Annotated in this window: 13 protein-coding genes; 6 read left to right on the top strand and 7 right to left on the bottom strand. The window is 23.9% G+C overall.

All coding sequences use genetic code 4. From position 1 onward, the window contains the following. Positions 1-273 precede the first annotated feature (273 nt). The gene (locus tag ACXX84_RS02135) at positions 274-1,470 is read left to right on the top strand and encodes a phosphopentomutase (protein WP_436359133.1); all 1,197 of its coding nucleotides are present in this window, start codon (positions 274-276) and stop codon (positions 1,468-1,470) included. Positions 1,471-1,500: 30 nt separating this feature from the next. Here ACXX84_RS02135 and ACXX84_RS02130 read toward each other — a convergent pair whose 3' ends face one another. From ACXX84_RS02130 to ACXX84_RS02120, 3 genes are read right to left on the bottom strand one after another with little or no spacing between them, the layout of a single operon-like run. After that, positions 1,501-1,767 (bottom strand): DivIVA domain-containing protein, encoded by a 267-nt coding sequence (locus ACXX84_RS02130; RefSeq protein WP_436359137.1) that lies wholly within the window; start codon positions 1,765-1,767, stop codon positions 1,501-1,503. Next, positions 1,760-2,506, bottom strand: a complete 747-nt coding sequence (locus ACXX84_RS02125; RefSeq protein ID WP_436359139.1) for a TrmH family RNA methyltransferase — start codon at positions 2,504-2,506, stop codon at positions 1,760-1,762. The genes ACXX84_RS02130 and ACXX84_RS02125 overlap by 8 nt, the downstream gene beginning before the upstream one ends. Then, complete coding sequence (locus tag ACXX84_RS02120) at positions 2,496-3,023, bottom strand: tRNA (cytidine(34)-2'-O)-methyltransferase (protein ID WP_436359140.1); 528 nt, start codon at positions 3,021-3,023, stop codon at positions 2,496-2,498. Before ACXX84_RS02120 ends, ACXX84_RS02125 begins: the two co-directional genes overlap by 11 nt. A 144-nt stretch (positions 3,024-3,167) precedes the next feature. On the opposite strand from ACXX84_RS02120, the gene ACXX84_RS02115 reads away from it, so the two are divergent. The 3 genes from ACXX84_RS02115 to ACXX84_RS02105 all read left to right on the top strand — a co-directional run bounded on the left by ACXX84_RS02115 (position 3,168) and on the right by ACXX84_RS02105 (position 9,585). After that, positions 3,168-7,352: a hypothetical protein gene (locus tag ACXX84_RS02115; RefSeq protein ID WP_458572808.1), complete on the top strand. Its 4,185-nt coding sequence runs from the start codon at positions 3,168-3,170 to the stop codon at positions 7,350-7,352. A 68-nt stretch (positions 7,353-7,420) separates the two neighbouring features. Beyond that, positions 7,421-8,125: a pseudouridine synthase gene (locus ACXX84_RS02110; protein ID WP_436359142.1), complete on the top strand. Its 705-nt coding sequence runs from the start codon at positions 7,421-7,423 to the stop codon at positions 8,123-8,125. Between the two features lie 11 nt (positions 8,126-8,136). Next, on the top strand, positions 8,137-9,585 hold the full coding sequence (locus ACXX84_RS02105) for a DEAD/DEAH box helicase (protein WP_458557668.1): 1,449 nt from the start codon (positions 8,137-8,139) through the stop codon (positions 9,583-9,585). Between the two features lie 47 nt (positions 9,586-9,632). Here the strand turns inward: ACXX84_RS02105 and ACXX84_RS02100 are convergent, their stop codons facing one another. Beyond that, complete coding sequence (locus ACXX84_RS02100; RefSeq protein ID WP_458557667.1) at positions 9,633-10,502, bottom strand: DegV family protein; 870 nt, start codon at positions 10,500-10,502, stop codon at positions 9,633-9,635. Between the two features lie 70 nt (positions 10,503-10,572). On the opposite strand from ACXX84_RS02100, the gene tyrS reads away from it, so the two are divergent. Beyond that, positions 10,573-11,811, top strand: coding sequence for a tyrosine--tRNA ligase (gene tyrS, locus ACXX84_RS02095; RefSeq protein ID WP_436359147.1), 1,239 nt, complete (start codon positions 10,573-10,575; stop codon positions 11,809-11,811). 7 nt (positions 11,812-11,818) lie between these two features. Then, positions 11,819-13,948, top strand: a complete 2,130-nt coding sequence (locus ACXX84_RS02090) for a Tex-like N-terminal domain-containing protein (protein WP_458559402.1) — start codon at positions 11,819-11,821, stop codon at positions 13,946-13,948. Between the two features lie 31 nt (positions 13,949-13,979). On the opposite strand, the gene ACXX84_RS02085 is transcribed toward ACXX84_RS02090, so the two are convergent. The 3 genes from ACXX84_RS02085 to ptsP form a co-directional block, all read right to left on the bottom strand. Then, positions 13,980-15,179, bottom strand: a complete 1,200-nt coding sequence (locus ACXX84_RS02085) for a hypothetical protein (protein ID WP_458561078.1) — start codon at positions 15,177-15,179, stop codon at positions 13,980-13,982. A gap of 90 nt (positions 15,180-15,269) precedes the next feature. After that, positions 15,270-17,090, bottom strand: a complete 1,821-nt coding sequence (locus ACXX84_RS02080) for a M3 family oligoendopeptidase (protein WP_458572807.1) — start codon at positions 17,088-17,090, stop codon at positions 15,270-15,272. Beyond that, positions 17,077-18,807 carry a phosphoenolpyruvate--protein phosphotransferase gene (gene ptsP, locus ACXX84_RS02075; protein WP_458561076.1) on the bottom strand — a complete coding sequence of 577 codons (1,731 nt, stop codon included), beginning with the start codon at positions 18,805-18,807 and terminating at the stop codon, positions 17,077-17,079. The genes ACXX84_RS02080 and ptsP overlap by 14 nt, the downstream gene beginning before the upstream one ends. Positions 18,808-18,882: the final 75 nt, after the last annotated feature.

Genomic DNA, 18,882 nt, shown 5'->3' with positions numbered 1-18,882 from the left:
CATCCTCTTTTAACACGATGATGTATGAATTAAGAAAAATTAAAGTTACAAAATTTACAACAAGATATATAAGAAAAAATTCCCTTACTAAAAAGCAAAAGGAAATTTTCAATTTACTTGAAATAGATGTTAAAACAATGATCAAATATATAGATGAATTAAACAATAAAATTAACTAAGTATAGAAATTTAGTAAAAATTTAGGTTTAAAAAACAAAATAGTAATATAATTTAAAGGTAAAGTTAATTTAAAATTTTTATAAAAGGAAAAAAATGCAAAAAAAATTTAAAAGAATTTTTATGATCGTCACTGATTCATTGGGAATTGGTGATGATGGAAGACAAAAAGAGTTTGGTGATCAAGGTGCTGATACTCTATTCCATGTAAGTGAAAGTAATTTATTAGAAATTCCTACTTGAAAAAAATTAGGTATTGGAGAAATTACTAAACTTCATAATTATGGCAAAAAAAATAAAAATCATTTAGCATATATGGCAAGAATAGTAGAAAAATCTAATGCTAAAGACACTTTGGCTGGTCATTGAGAAATGATGGGAATTGAAACTAAAGTTCCTAATCCACAATTTGTGGAAAAAGGATTTCCACAAGAACTAATTAGCAAATTAGAAAAAGCTTTTGATGGTAGAAAAATCATCGGAAACAGGGAAGCTAGTGGAACAGTAATTTTAGCTGAATTAGGAAATGAAGAAATTGAAAAAGGTCACATCATTGTTTATACTTCTCCTGATTCAACATTACAAATTTGTGGTCATGAAAAATATACAGGACTTGAAAATTTATATAGATATGCAAAAGCAGCAAGAGAAATCTGTTCTTCTAATCCTGAATGAAATGTTGCTAGAGTAATAGCAAGACCATATGTTGGAGAAAATGGAGAATTTACAAGAACTTTTAATCGTCATGATTATGCTAATAAGCCACCAAAACAAACAATTTTAAATCAATTGCAAGCTAAAGGTATAAAAACAATTGCTGTTGGTAAAATTAATGATATTTTTGTTGGTCAAGGAATTGATGAAGTATTTCCACCAGCAAGTGATAACGAAAATATGGATGTAGCAATTGAAATTGCTTCTAAAAATACTGAAAATGAGTTTATCTTTGTTAATTTAGTTGAATTTGATTCACACTATGGACACAGAAGAAATCTTGAAGGATATGCTCATAATATTAATTCATTTGATATAAAATTAACAAAATTAATTAATGCAATGAATGAAGATGATTTATTAATAATTACATCAGATCACGGTAATGACCCTTCATTCCCAGGAAGTAATCACACAAGAGAAGCATTACCACTAACAATCTTTTCTAAATCATTTAAAGGTTCAGAAAGAAATCTTGGAATTTTAAGTGGTTTGGGAACTTCTGGAAATATTATAGCTAGAAATTTTGATTTAGAATTAGTTGAAACTGGTGAAGATATTTTTGACAAACTTATATAAATAAAATAAAAGGAACTATTGCAGTTCCTTTTATTCTTTTGGTTTTTTATCGCTAATTCCAGAAATATTTTTTAAATTATTAATTTCTAATTGAAGTATTTCAATTTGTTCTTGAAGTTCATTTTTTTCATTTTTTAAATTATTAATTTCTGTTTCAAGATTGTTTTGATTTTCGATGAAACTATCAAATTCTTCGTTAATTTGATCTAAAAATCAATCAACTTGTTCTGGATTGTATCCATTTAAAACTATGTCAAATTGTTGATTTAAAATTTTTTCTTTAATTCTTTTAATCATTGTTTTCCTTAAAGTGATTTAAAATTATACCATTTGCTATTGCTACATTTAATGATTCAAAATCAATTTTTATATAAATATTTTCATTTATAAAATTTTGAATTTCAGAACTTATTCCATTTCCTTCGTTTCCAAAAATTATTGCTATTTTTTCTTTATTTTTCTTTATATTAGATAATTCTACACTTTCTTTTTTTAACACCGTTCCATAAATTCAATACTTATTTTTGAGTTGATTTAAATAAAAAACTAAATCATTTGTTTGAATAATGTTTAAATAGAAAAATGCTCCTTGGGATGATCTTACAACCTTTTCATTATAAATATCTACACCTTTTACTATAATATCTTTAAAACCAAAAGCTTGACAATTTCTTAAAATGGTCCCTAAATTACCTGGATCTTGTATATTATCTAAAATAACAATTTTAGAAGAAAAATCATAATTATTAGTATTTTTTTTGCAAACAGCAATAATGTTTTGTGGTGTATCGGTAAAAGAAAGTTTTTTTATTATTTCTTCTGTAACTAAAAAAGATTTTATTTTTAATTTTGTAGAAAATTTTTCATATACTTCTTGTTGTGAAGTTACTATTTCTTCAATGAGATTTTGTTTTAGTGCTTCTTCTATTATTTTAGGATTTTCTATTAAATATAAGTTACTTTTATCTCTATATTTCTTTATTTTTAATTTGTTTAAATCAATAATTTTTTGATTTTTTAGCGAATTAATTATCATTAGAAATAAAATCTTTTCCCTTTTGAACTTCAAATAAAGAAAGGTTTTTAAAGTCTAATTGTCTCATCACTTCATATGCAACAAGAATTACAGAATTAGCTAGATTTATTGATCTGTTTTCAGCAACCATGGGTATTCTTAAACAAGATTGTAAATCTTTTTGTAATATTTTTTTAGGAATTCCTGTAGATTCAGTTCCGAACATTAAAAAAATATCTTGACCATTTTGATCAATTTCTTTAAAATTGACATCACTATATGTTTTTTGTCCATATCTTGTTATGTAATAAATTTTTTGATTTTTATATTTTTGATTAAATTCTTCATAATTATTATGAATTTCATGTCTAATATCACTTAGTCTTTTACCTGCTGCTGGTCTTTTTAATCATTTTGGTTCTAAAATAAAAGCTATGGGTCTGATTATATGTAATTTTGCTCCAAGAGCAAAACAAGTTCTTATTATATTTCCTGTGTTTGGACTTATTTCAGGTTGGTATAGGATAATATTGAGCATTTTTACCTCTTTAATTAATAATTTATTTATTATTAATTATACTAAATTGTATTTTATAAAAAAATTTTTATAACTATTTTAATTTTTAAATCATTTTAATTAAGAAAATGTATAATTAAAATATATAAATATTTGAGGAGAATTATGAAAAAGAAAATTTGAGCAATAAGTCCAATCATTTTATCAAGTACTTCTATATTAATAGTTTCATGTAATCAAACTAATGAAAGTAATACAGATACAATAAACAAACCTATTAATAAAGAAGAACTAAAAGATTATAAAATTTCAAATATAAAGGAAAATAGCATTAATTTGACTTTAAAAATAGAAAATTTAGATCAAAATAAAAACTACAATTTAAGTTTTAAATTTAAAAACGGATATTTAAAACAATTTCCAATAAATTCTAGTAAACTTCAATTTTCTTTTATTTTCAATAAATTAGAAAGCAATACTGAATATCAAATTTCAGAAATTTTTTTAAATGACTTAAATATTTTAAAGAATAAAACAATTTCTTTTAAAACCTTACACCAAACAAAACCATCAGATGAAATTAAAATTAAAGAAAAACCTGAATTTGATTTTAAAAATTCAATTTTTTCAATTGTAAGAAGGGACTATAATTTTGCTGAATTCAGTTTAATTTTCGATAGTAAAAATTTAAATAGTATTAAAACAGATGAAAATTTTAAAGTAACTTTAAATAATAATCAAACATATAAAGCAAGTTATGAATTTTTAGAAAATAACAAAATTAAAATAAAAGTAAATGCAAATAACTTATTAGAAAATACAAATTATTGAATAAAAAAGATTACTTTTAATACAGATGATAAAGACAATGTTATATTTACCAATAATGATAACAGCAATAATTTTTCTTTTAAAACATTCTTTTTAATTGATCAAGTAAATGAGTTAACTATAGCTAAAAAAGAAATTATTTTAGAAAATAATACAGAAAATACTTCAAATAATTTTGAGATAACATTAAATCAAGTTAAAGATTCTTTTGTAAACAAAAATTCAAGAATTTCCTTTATAAATAAAGAAAATAATAATAAAATTTATTCTTCTGAAATTAGTTTAAATTCATCAAATAATCATTATTATTTTATAATTAATAATATAGAAGCTGGAACCTATGAATTTAATTTTTTTGAAGTTGAAGTTAATAATCAATGAATTAAATTTAATAATAATTCAAATTTTTCAAAGGAATTTGTTGTCAAATTAAAAAATAATGATACAGAAACTTCAAATAATAATCCAAAGGAACCAGAACAAGGAATTGATGTAGAAGATGTTAATAAATCAATAGAAAATTATGGTAATATTTTTACACTTCAAAATGCTAATTTAATTCAAAATACAGAAATTAATGTGCATAATTCAACTAATTTTTCAGAAATAAGTAAAGATAGTTTATTAAACAAAAATAGTTATTACACTTCATACTTTTCTTATTTAAATAACACAGTAACTAAACCAATACAGAAAGAAACTTCAATTACAACTAATGAAGTTTCCAATATAGACATTTCTTCAATTGAAGTTTCTTCTAATTTAATAAATTTAAATATTATCAATAACACTTCTGAAAACATTTCTAGTGCTAAAGTTTTAGTAAAAAGTTTTGATCAATATAATCAATGAAGTAAATATATTGATTTAAACATAAACGGAAATAAATTGAGCTTTAATCCTAATCTATTAAGTAACTATCAAAATGAGTTCATAGTAACTGAATTAATCATAAATAACAATAAAAAATCTTCTTTCAATTTACAATCTAAATATAAATTTATAAAGGAAAATACTTTATTTAATGATTTAACTATAGAAAATTTTGATATTTATAAAAATGAAAATTCTAAAGAAATATATGCAACATCTTCTTTTAATTGAAGTCAAAATCAATTAGCAGTTTTAAGCGACAAAATATTTGTTTTTTATTTTGAAGTTGAGAAAAAAGTTTATAAAGAAAAGAAAAAGAAACCAACTTTTCCTTTTGATCCAGAAATTGTAATAAATGAAGATGAAAATTTTGATGCTTCTAATTCTGTTCCTTCTATTAAAAAAATCTACATTCCTTTTAGTGAATTAAGTAAGTTTTCAATCGCAGGTTTTCAAGAAAAAATAAAATATAAACTTAAATATATTGATATTGTCAATAATCATAGTTTTATAAATTTTCTACCAAGAAAAGATGTATCTAATAAAAACATTAGTTTTTCTTATAATTTTAATTGAAATAATTCAGAAAAATTAAAAAATCAATTATTTATCAACAATGAAAACCTAGTAGAGAATAATTCACAAATAAACAACGGTTTAAAAATTGCAAAGCATGATTTGCTTTTAGAAAGTCAAAAAAATACTGATAAGAAAACCAATATTAATTTTTCAGTAGAAAACTTTAATACTTTATTAGATTATAATTTTGATTTTTATAATTTAGAAAAAAGATATCCAAATAGAAAAATAAAAAATAAAAATACAGATTTTAAGTTACAAAAAAATAATATAAATCAAAAAATGCATTGATTTAAAACAAGGGAATATTTAAAAGATTCTATTTTTAAAATTAATGAAAATAAAAATAATGCCTATATTATTGAAGATTTAAATTCAATTATTATTCCAAATGATTTTCCTGCAGAAAATGTCCTTTTTTGATTTGTTTTTGAACTAGATTTAAATCCAAGAGAATTTAAAGATTCAAATGAGTTTAATGATATTCATTCAAGAGTTAGAGTGCCTGTATCTTTAAAAAATATTAAAGAAAATAAAACTTTAGAAAATGTTGATTTTCTTTTTGATTATGTATCTGAAAATCCTGAATTTCAACAAGAGATCTTTTCTAAAATTAAAAGTAATATTAAGTTTAGTCTATCTTTAGAAAATAATAAATTAAAATTAAGTTTAGACACTAAAAATAATCAAATTAAATTTAATAATATTTTATCAGTTCATAATCACTCAAATAATCGCTCTGCCTTTATAAATCGAAGTGAGTTTTTTGTTAATTGAATACAAAATGAAAGTGAAAAAGATGAGAAAATATCTTTTCATCAACAACAAAAAATAGATAATAATTCTATTTTAAGCACATCAACAGGATATAAAAATACTTATGATTTAAAAACTGAAGACAAGGTAATTAATGCTGAGTCTAGAAAAAATATATTAATAGATGCACCTAATGCTAACGACCGTTCTCGCCGTTTATACAGCGAAAATACAGTAAAACCTATTGAAGAAGGAAGAAATCGTGTGTTTAGTTTAAATTCCGATGCTGATGGAACGTGAAATATTTTTGCAAAAGTAAATGACAATTCTAACGATTATAGATTTTATGCTTTTGTTAATTTCCACGTTTGAAATACAAACAGAAAATCCGGAATAGGAACACTCGATAAAAATTTACAAGGATATGAAAGAATAACTGTTCAACACCCGCAATTAATAGCTTCTACAAATATTGCAAGACCATCTACTAATCCAGAAACAAATAAATATTTCCCTATTTACACAAATAAAGAGCATCCTGAATTACAACCAGATGGAAATATATTCGATTTTGAAATCCCTCAAGATCAACAAGGAATAACTTTTGATTTATTTTTAGATTTTAGTAATTCTGTAGCAAATTATTACGGTGATTTTAAAAACAATAATGGAGAAGTAGTCCATAGAAATACTTATGATAATTTAGATGCTATTATAGCAATTGTTGATTTTAAACCAATATTTACTACTTTTGAAAATCAAGATTTAGATCATTATCAATATAAAAATCGTTCACTAAATGAAAAAGAAAAAAATGCTATACGTCACTTCTTAAATTTTAAAAAACTAAAACCTTTAGAAATTTCAGATTTATCTTTATATTTAAGTTCCTTTAACAATTTGAATTTTTATATGGCTACATTACCAAAAGTTCAAACTTTAGGAAATAGTGATAGTTATCCAGGATTAAGATATAGAGAATATTTAATAGGAAATAATCCTATAAAATTTTCAAATTCATCACAAGGTGGTGTTAATGCAATAAGACCAGCTATATGAGGTGAAGTTCAAGATTATGACTGATATAGCGGTTCTTCAGGTAGTGGAGTCTATGATAGTGATGCAAAAGTAGTTGGTTTAGACGCACAAGGTGGCAATTGAAGTGCAAGCAACTTTTTAATTTTTGATACACAAAAATATTCATTTTTAAAAAATAGAGAATTATCTTATAATCCAATTGCTTTTGATGAAATTATTAAAAAAATGTCTTATTTATATCCCGACAAATTCAAAGATATATTTTCAAAATAAATTATCAGTCCTTTGCAAGGATTGATTTTTTATTTAATAAAAAGCGAAAATAATATATAATTTTGTTTATGAAAATAGAAAGAGTTCAAAAACTCATATCACAAGCAGGGATTGCTTCACGTCGAAAAGCAGAAGAATTAATTCAAGCACAAAAAGTTACAATTAACGGAAAAATTGCAAATTTAGGTGATAAAGCAAGTTTTAAAGATAAAATTTTGGTAGATGGTATACCGCTTTTTAAACAAGAAAATGTTTACTATATAATGAATAAACCAGAAAAAGTAATTTGTTCATTAAATGATCCACAAAAAAGAACCGTTATTACTGATTTAATACAGGAAAATAAGTTTATTTTCCCTGTTGGAAGATTAGATTATAATACCACCGGAACAATTCTTTTAACTAATGATGGTGAATTAACTCAAAGATTATTACATCCAAAATATAATATATTAAGAATTTATAGAGTTAGATTGAATGAACCGTTAACAAAACAGCAATTAGATTTTTTAAATGGAAATAATGTCTTTATTGATGGGATAAATTCAAAACAAGAAGTAAAACAAGTAGATACTAAATCTTATTTAGTAACTTTAAGTGTGGGGACTTATCACCATGTTAAAAAATTATTTGAAATTTTCAATTTAAAAGTTCAATCATTAAATAGAATTGAATTTGCTGGACTCAGTCATATTGGATTAAAAAAAGGCGAATATAGAAAACTAAATATAAAGGAAATTAGGTGATTAAAATCACTTGTAAAAATAATATAAAAAGGGAAAAAATGGGATTTAAAAAATTTAATTTAATAAATAAATTAGAAACAGCAATAGAAGAAATGGGTTATGATCAACCAACACCAATACAGGATGCTGTTATAGAATTAGCATTAATGGGAAATGATATTATTGGTCAGGCACAAACAGGAACAGGTAAAACTGCAGCTTTTGCTATACCAATAATTCAAAATACAGACGAAAAAAATAAAAGTATACAACATTTAATTTTAGCTCCAACAAGAGAATTAGCTACACAAATTTATACAACATTTGAAAGTCTTACTAAAAATTTTGCAATCAAAAATGCATTAATTTTAGGTGGGATTTCATATGATAAACAAAAACAAGCAATAAAAGAAAAACCACAAATCATTATTTCAACTCCAGGAAGATTAATTGATTTGTTAAAAGGAGAAAAATTTAAGTTAAATATAGATTTTTCTGCCTTAAAATCCTTTACTTTAGATGAGGCTGATGAATTATTAAAAGTAGGATTTTACGAAGAAATTAAAGAAATTTTAAACTTTATTCCAAAGCAAAGACAAAATTTCTTTTTTACAGCAACATTTGATAAAAAAACTAAGAATTTAAGTGAAATGATTACAACTGATGCAAAAGTAATTTCTATTTCACAAGGTTTAACTACAAGTTCTACAATAAAGCAAGAATATGTTTTAATGAAAGAATCAAGTAAATTAAATAACTTAATAAAATTTCTTGAATTATATAAACCTAAATCAGTTGTTATATTTGGAAGAACTAAAAAAAGAGTTGATGAACTTAGTGATGCATTAAGAGAATATGGTTTTAAAGCATCTGGTATTCAAGGTGATATGCAACAAAGAGAAAGAAATTTTGTAATGGATAAATTCAGAAAACAAGATATTTCAATTTTAGTTGCAACAGATGTTATGGCAAGAGGGATTGATGTAGATCACGTTGAGTGAGTTGTTAATTTTGATTTACCTCAGGAAATTGAATATTATACACATAGAATTGGTAGAACCGGAAGAGCTGGTAGAACCGGATATTCTTTATCTTTTGTAAAACATAATGAGATTTTACACATTGAAAGAATTGCAAATGAAACTAACTCTGAAATTGAAGAAATCCTTGTTCCGAGTGATGAAAAATTAAAATCTGTTTGAGAAAAAAGAATATTTGAAGAATGTGAACTAATATTAGAAAAAAATAAATATGCAAAATACACAAACATCAAAGATAAATTATTAGAAACTTTTAATACAGAAGAATTAGCTATAATTTTAGCTGAATTTATTGCAAACACTAAAAACAACAAAAGAGAAATTAAACTAAATCCTGAACCAAGTGTTATTATTAAAGAAAAGTATAGAAAAGAATCTAAAAATGGAAAAAGAAAAGAAAAATTCTTAGATAAAAAAATTAATAATATTTCTCACAGCAGAGAAAAAAGAAAAAGAAGAAGACATTAAAATAAAGGAAAAATAAAGAAAAATGAAGCAACGAACTTCATTTTTTATTACTTTTTAGCAAAAATATTTTTAATTAAATCCAATGATTCATCGCTAATATTAATGATTCCAAAAGCAACAGCTTCTAAACCAGTGTGGATAGCGATAACATTAGGAATATCAAAAAGTTCAATTTTAGAATTTGAATAATTTTCAAATTCTTGTTTAATTTCTTCTATTTCACTATTTCCAGAATGAATAATAACAGTTTTAGTATCTTTAGTTTTAGGTAAATTATCTCAATTTTCTTTATAATAATTGAATAAAGTTTTTCTAAAAATTCTTCCTTTACCTTCTTTTTGCAACATCCCATTTTCTAATTTTATTACAGGAACTATTTTTAATAATTTAGCAATTGAAGCAGCAGAAGGAGATAATCTTCCACCTCTAACTAAGGCATCATTGTATTTAGGAATTAATAAAAATTTTCCAACAAAATCCTCTTCTAATTTAGCAACAGCTAAGTTGAAATCAACACCATTTTTTATATTGTTTTTAAAATTAATGATATCAATTATAGATAGAAGAGTTACTTTATTAGATTCAACAACATAAACTTTTTCTTCATTTTTAAATGAAGTTTTAAAGTTAGAGTATTGAGATGATAAACCTTTACTAATTGGATAAATAATGATTTTATCGTATTTATCTTTAATTTTGTCTACAAGTTCATGTGCAAGACCTAATGGAGTTGCTGAAGTAGAAACTTTTGATTTAAGATTTACATATTTTAAAATTTCACCAGATTCTAAATCTATTCCATCAGCAAATTCTTTTTCATCCACTTGAATGTAAAGTGGTAAAAAATATAAATCCATTGCTTCTGCTTTTTTCTGACTTAATCCTGTAGCGGAATCTATTATAATTGCGATTTTCATACAAAATATTATATAATATTTTTAAAATATTAGTTTATTTTATTTTGTAAAATATTAATAAAGGAGAAAAATGAAAAAAAAATTGGTAGATGATTTGAAAAAACGTGGTATTTTGAAAGATATTACTAATGAAGAAAAATTCATTAATATGAAAGACGATGAATTTATTTATGCTGGTTTTGATCCAACAGCAATTTCCTTACATTTAGGTAACTATATTCAAATTTGTACCCTTTTAAGATTTCAAAAAGCAGGAGTTAAAGTCTTAGCGGTGGTAGGAGGAGCTACAGGAATGATTGGAGATCCTTCCTTTAGATCATCAGATAGAGTTCTTTTATCTGATGATGAAGTTAAAAAAAATAAAGAATCAATAATTAATCAGTTAAAAAAATTCAATTTAGAAGTTTTTGATAATTTAGAAATTTACCAAAACATGAATATTCTAACTTTTTTAAGTACAGTTGGTAAATATTTAAATATAAATTATATGATTTCAAAAGATTCAGTTGCTGATAGATTAGAAAACGGTTTGAGTTTTACAGAATTTTCATACCAATTAATTCAAGGATGAGACTTTAAATATTTATATGAAAATTACAATGTTAAAGGACAATTAGGTGGATCTGATCAATGAGGAAACATCACAACAGGGATAGAAGTTATTAGAAAAGCTTTTGGAGATAACAACAATGCCTTTGGAATAACTACAAATTTACTTACTGATAAAAACAATAAAAAATTTGGAAAATCTACTGGTGGTGGATCATTATGGTTAAAACCTGAATTAACTTCTGCTTATAGTTTATATCAATTTTTACTTGCTTCTGATGATTTAGAAGTCGAAAAATTTTTAAAATGATTAACTTTTTTAAGTTTGGAACAACTTGAAGAAGTAATTCAAAAGCACAATGAAAATAAATCATTCAAATTAGCTCAAAAAACTTTAGCTTTTGAAGTTGTAAAAAATATTCATGGCGAAACTGAAGCAAATAATGCTGTTAAAATAACTAATATTCTCTTTAATAAAGGTGATTTTAAAGAATTGACAATTGAACATATAAATCAATTAAGAAATTCAATTCCTTTTTTCTTACAAACTAAAGATAAGACTATTTCTGATTTATTGATTGAGACTAAAATTTTTAATTCTAAAAGGGAAATGAGAGAATTTATTGCACAGGGAGCTTTAATATTTAATGATAAAAAGATTATGAGCGAAGACGAAAATATAGATTTTTCCCTTTTTGATGGAAAATTTATTTTAATAAAAAAAGGAAAAAAACATTACTTTGTAATTGAGTTTAACTAAGGAAAAAATGAACGAAAAAATTATTAATCAATTAGAAAAAAAACTAAATATTGACTCTAAATATATAAAAAGAGTTCTTGAACTTCTTGAACAGGAAAATACCATTGCTTTTATTTCTAGATATCGTAAAGATTATACAAACGGTTTAGATGAAGTTGAAATAAAAGAAATATACGATTTATATAACTACAATTTAAAACTTGAAGCAAGAAAAGAAAGTATTATAAAAACCTTAACTGAAAAAGAAATTTTAACCGACCAATTAAAAGAAAGTATATTAAAATGCGAAAAAATGGTGGAGTTAGAAAATCTTTATAAACCATACTCAACAGGTAAAAAAACAAAAGCAAATATTGCTATAAGCAAAGGATTAAAGGGATTTGCAACCTTTTTATTATCTTTAAATAGAAAAGTTAATTTTACTAAAGAAGCAGAAAAATATATAAACCCTCAAAAAGAAGTTAATAATGTTACAGATGTAATTGAAGGTGCTAAAGACATAATTGCTGATATTGTAAATAATGATGTTGAAATAAGACAAAAATGAGTAGATTTAATTTATAAATATTCCAAAATAGTAACTAAACTTAAAAATAGAGAAAATGATATAGAAAATAAATATCAAATTTATTACAGTTTTAATAAACCAATTAAATATCTTTTAAGTTACCAAATAATGGCAATAGATAGAGCTACAGAAAAGAAAGTTATTACTAATTCTTTTGAATACAAAAATGATTTTATAACTGAATTCATAGTTAATAAATACACTAAAAAAGTGGAATGAGAAGGAAAACAATATATTGAAGAAGCTGTTAAAAGCGGACTTAAAAGACTTTTGATTCCGAGTGTTGAAAATCAAGTGTATTCCGAATTATTATTAAAATCACAAGAAACAAGTGCAAATATTTTTGCTAAAAATTTAACAAAACTTTTATTACAAAAACCTATTAAAAATAAAATTATTTTAGGTTGAGATCCAGGTTTTGTAAGTGGTTGCAAATTAGCTGTAGTAGATGCTAATAACAAAGTTTTATCAATTGATGTTATTTATCCAACTAAACCAAAAAATAATCAAGATTTAGTTGAAGCAGAAAATAAAATATTGCAATTAATAAAGGATTTTAAGGTAGATTTGATCGCAGTTGGAAACGGAACTGCAAGTTGAGAAAGCATCAACTTTATTTCAAAGTTAATAACAAAACATTCTTTAGAAATAAAATTTATTATAACTTCTGAAGCTGGGGCATCTGTTTATTCTGCATCTAAAGCCGGAATAAAAGAATTTCCAGATTTATCTGTAGAGCAAAGATCAGCAATAAGCATTGCAAGAAGAAATATCGATCCTTTATCTGAATTGATAAAAATTGAAGCAAAAAGTATTGGTGTAGGGCAGTATCAACACGATATACCAGTTAAACTTTTAAATGAGAAAGTTGATTTTGCAATTTCTCAGTGTGTTAATAGTGTTGGTGTAGATATAAATACTGCTTCTGTTGATTTACTTGTGCATATTTCTGGATTAAACCTCAAAACAGCTAAAAATATTGTTTCTTATATTGAAAAAAATAAAAAAATTAACTCTAGACAAGAAATTTTAAAAATTTCTGGAATTAATGAGAAGATTTTTGAACAAGCTGCTGGTTTTTTAAGAGTTAATGAATCAAGTGAATTTTTAGATAAAACTTCAATTCACCCTGATATGTATCAAAAAGCATATAAAATTATGGAATTATATGGTTTATCTATTTTTAATTATGATAAATTCAAAGATCTAAATAATGAACAAGAAATTAATAATATTAAAATTAAATTAAATTTAGAATATTTTGAAATAAAATTAATTCTAGAAAATCTTTCTAATCCTCTTCGTGATTTTAGAGATGACTTAGATGATCCTATTTTAAGAAATAATATAGTTAATAAAGATGAGTTAGAAAAAGGTATGATTTTTAAAGGAATAATTAGAAACATTACTGAATTTGGTGCTTTTATTGAGATAGGATTAAAAGATGATGTTTTCTTACATTCTTCTAAATATCAAGAAAATCAAATTAATATCAATCAAGTTGTAGAAGTGGAAATTAGTGATATTAATCAGGAAAATGGCAATGTTGCTGTAAATTTAGTAAATTAAAATTCAAGTAATTAAACTTGAATTTTTTATTTTAGTTGATAAATACGTCTTCAATAATAGTGTTATTAGCATTTCTGAAAATTGTTAAAGGTTCTTCTTTATTATCTGTTGTTACTTTAACAAATTTAACAATTATATAGGATTTTCCTTTTTCTGGGATATCGTTAAATACAAATAAGAAACGATTTAAATTGTTTTCACTTGCTGTAACGCTTGAAGTGTATTCAACATAATTTTCTTGCTCACTACCTTCTTTTTTAACTAATTTAAATTTACCTGATGTTCTATCATATTCTCTAATGGTTAATTTATAAGTTGAACCATTTTCAATAGATGTAACATTAGAAGCGATTGTAAATGGTTTTTTAACTTGATCACTATTTTCAACTTCACTTGAAGCAACTCTTTGAGCACTAATTAAACGTGATGTAGTGGTTAATTGCTTAATTAAACTTTCTGATTCAAAAGATAATTTAGTCGCTTTTGATTTATCACTTTCGTTTTGTTCACTAACTAATAAATCTGAAATTAAATAAGTTTTTTGACCTTGTAATTTATCAAATTCAAAAGTTAAAGGTTTTGAAGTATCTGAATAAAATTGTGATTTAGTTTCTATTTCTTTTGTTTGTTTATAACCTGTAGAACCTAATGAAATTTCACTTAATACAACTCAAACTTTCTTATCTTTTATTTGTTCAGGTTTACTAAAAGTTAATGATACTTGTGTAGATGTAGCTGTTTTATTTGGTGTTAAAATAAAGTCACCACTTGAAATATCTGGAGTTTTGGTTGTTGTGAATGCATAGAGTTTATTTTCATTTTCTGTGCTTAATTCTACTTGTTGAAATTCACTATATGAATTTTCTCCAGTTTTAGTAGCTCTTGAAAATTTAAATAAATAATTGGTTTCTGGTTCTAAGTTTTTTAATGTAACTATTGCTTTATTTTTATAACCTTCTACTACTCTAAAATCTTCGTTAGCTAAAGTGCTGAAATCTGCATCTGCTTCTTTTTTGTATTCAAATTTATACTTATATTTAGATTCATCAAAATTTAAATCTGTATTTTTTGATTCAAAGTTAAATTCTGCTGAAGTAGAAAATAAATTAGTTTGACTTACATATAAAAAGTTTTTTTCTTCTTTTTTGTCTGAACAAGAAATCAAAGTAATAACTGAAGCAGAAACTGTGCTTAGTGCTAAAATAGGCTTTAATAATTTATGTTTTTTCATTTTATCCTTTACAATCTTTATAATTACTAAATTTTTGTTAAATTAATATATGTTTAATTATATAATAAAAATGCAAAAAAACCTTAATTTTTATGATACTTTAAAGATTTTTTTACCTAATTTTATGTATTCTTCAATATTTTTGCTTAAAATTTGAAAACTATTAATGTATAAATCATCATTTTTTAGATTGATTCCAGCTTCTTGTAGAATTATAGATGGTTTATCTTTTCCACCTGCTGATAAGAAATTATGAATATAATTTTCTAATGATTTTGGTCCATTAATTTTGTAATCATTAAAGAAATAATTTGCAACTAAAAAACCAATTGCATATTTATAAACATAGAAATCTAAATAAAAATGAGGAACAATTGTTGCAAAAATTAAACTTTTTTCATTTTTAAAACCAGAAGCAAAATATTCTTTATATGTGTTAGAATAAATTTTTGCTAAATCATCAAATGTAGAAATTTCTTGATTTTTGTCTATTGCATTATAAACGTGATACTCATAATTTGATCAAAAGGTTTGTTTAACAACAGTGGAAATAAAATCTTGAATATTTTTTCTTAATATTTGTAACTTGGCTAAATCATTTTTAGCATTTTCTTTTAAATAGTCACTAACTACTAATTCATTAAATATTGATGCAATTTCAGCTAATAAAATAGGATATTCTGCATTGTTTTGATCTTGATTTTTATTGGAGTAATATGTGTGCATTGAATGTCCCATTTCATGAGCAAGAGTTAAAACAGACTCTAAAGTGTAATCTCAATTCATTGAGATAAATATCTTATCTAAACCATAAGCATTACTAATTGAATATGCACCAGAAGTTTTTCCATCACAATTCATATAATCAATTCATCTTTCATTAAAAGCTTTTTGAGAAACATCGTTATATTCTTGTCCCATTATGCTTAAAGATTTTTTATAAATTTCTTGTGCTTCTTCTACTGAATATATTTCTTTTTTATCAACTAAATCAACAAATGAGTCGTAATATTCTTTCTTTTGATTGAATTTAGCTTTGAAAAATAAAGAATCATATTTTTGAAATTTCTTTAATAATGGTTTTAATTTTTTAACATTATTAAAGAGAGTTTGAAGCATATTTTCTTCAATATAATCTTCACTTATAAAGGATTCTACGGAAGAATTGTATTTTCTTTTAAGAGCAAAAGTAGAAATTCTTGAAAAATGCTGGATTAAAAGTTTTGCATAAGTGTTTTTATTTTTAAAATAAGAATTAAGATAACTATTAAAAGTAGTTTTTCTTAAATTTCTGTCTTTGTTTTTCATTAACAAAGAATAATTACTGTGAGTAATTTTAATTTTTTTGTTTTTTGAAGTTATTCCATAACCTAAATCAGTTTCAACATCACTTAAAACTTGAAAAATTTCAGAAAAATCAGGATTTGCTTTATTAATATCTAAAAGAAAATTTTCGATTTCATCGCTTAATTTGTGTTTTTGGAAATCTAAAATTTGTGTTAACTCATATTTAAATGATTTTAGTCTTTCATCCTTTATTCATTCTTTGACTTTGTCAATATTTTTGTATAAACGGTTTATTTCAGAACCATTTTGTTTATTAAATTCATCTAGATCATTTTCAAATTTTACTTGAATTTTACTTATGATTGGGTCCACAGAGTTTATAGATAGTTTATTAGATAAATAGTTAATTATTTTGTTTAATTTTAGCTCATTTTTATTTTCTAGTTCTTTAAAATAAATAAAAGATTCAATATTTTCATATTTTGAATCTTTATATTTTAATTCTTCATTTTTACTTATTCAATATTCTTGAATAATATCTTCGATTTTTTTATTTTCAAGAAGACTTTCTAAATCGAAACGATATTTTTTTGGAATATCAGAATATTTTTTATATGATTTCATTTTCTTTTTTAAATGTTTCAAGTAATAATCTTACTTCTTCTTCTGTATCACATTTAATTGCTTGATGTGATAAAGTATGAGCTTTTTTATAATCTATTTTAGAAATTAATTTTTTTGCTTCTAATAAACTTGTTGCTGACATTGAAAATTCATCAAGACCCATTCCTAATAATAAAGGAATTGCGTTTAAATCTCCAGCCATTTCTCCACACATCCCTGCTCATTTACCAGCTTTGTGTGCTCCGTCAATTGTCATTTTAATTAATTTTAAAATTGAAGGATTTAATGGTTGGTATAAGTAAGAAACTTTTTCATTCATTCTATCGGCAGCCATGGTGTATTGCATTAAATCATTTGTTCCTATTGAAACAAAATCTGCATATTTACAAAATTGTTCACTTAAAACTGCTGCTGCTGGTATTTCCACCATCATTCCTACTTCTATTTTGTCAGATACTTTATGACCTTCTGCTTTAACTTGTTCCAACACTTTTAAGTAGATTTCTTTTGCTTGTTTGAATTCATCAACTGTTGCAATCATAGGGAACATAATTGCTAAATTTCCGTAATAAGAAGCTCTGATTAAAGCTCTTAATTGTGTTATAAAAGTTTCTTGTTTATCAAGAGAAAGTCTAATCGCTCTGTAACCTAAAAATGGATTCATTTCTTCAGGGAATTTAAAGTATTTTAAAGTTTTATCCCCACCAATGTCAAGAGTTCTTACAACCACTTGTTTTCCTTGCATTTTTTCTAAAACTGCTTTGTAAGAGTTAAATTGTTCTTCTTCAGAAGGTCAATTTTCTGCATCCATATATAGAAATTCACTCCTAAATAATCCAATAGCATCGGAGTTATATTTCAATGCTCCTTCTGTATCTTGAACTGAACCGATATTAGTTGCTAGAGTAACTTCTCTACCATCTTTTGATAAAGATTTTTTAGTTAAAAAGTTTTCTAATTCCTTTTTATTTTCCATAAATTTTTTAAATTCTAATTCGAATTCTTTTATTTCTTCTAATGATGGGTTTATAATAACAACACCTTTTTCACCATTCATTGCTACAACATCTTTATTTTTTACTATTTCTGTAATATTTCCTAAACCTAAAATTGCCGGAATTTCTAGACTTCTAGCCATAATTGCAGAGTGAGAGGTTCTACCACCAATATTAGTTAAAAATCCTTTTACAAATTTCTTATTTAATTGTGCAGTATCTGATGGTGTTAAATCTTCTGCTACAATAATAGTTTCTTCGTTAATTGCTGATAAATCAACAATTTCAATACCTAAAATATTTTTAATAATTCTTGTAGCGACATCTTTAATGTCTGCTGCTCTTTCTTTCATATATGGATCATCGAAATTTGAAAACATTTCAATAAATTTTTTAGTTACATTTTCTGTCGCAAAAGCTGCATTCAATTTTTCATTTTTAATTAAGTTTTGCACTTCATCCATAATTGCTGGATCATTTGCTACTTGTATATGAGCATCAAAAACAGCAACTTCTTCTTCGTTTAGTGTTTTAGATGCTTTTTCTTTAATTGATTCTATTTGTTTTATAGTTTTATTTATTGCTATATTAAAAAGATTTAATTCTGCTTCAACATTTTCAATTTTTGAATTTGTTAATTCAATTTTTTGCTCTTCAATTTTGAATATTTTTGCAATTGAAATACCATTTGAAGCTCCTATCCCTGTAATTTTTTTAGACATATTTCCCCCTTGTTTTTAATCTTTTGTAGTAATAAAATTATATAATTTTTTTATGAAAATAAAAAACAAATTAGT

Source organism: Mycoplasma sp. AC157, assembly GCF_054343415.1.
Note: the sequence above shows the minus strand (reverse complement) of the source record. Positions and strands in the feature narration are given on the sequence as shown.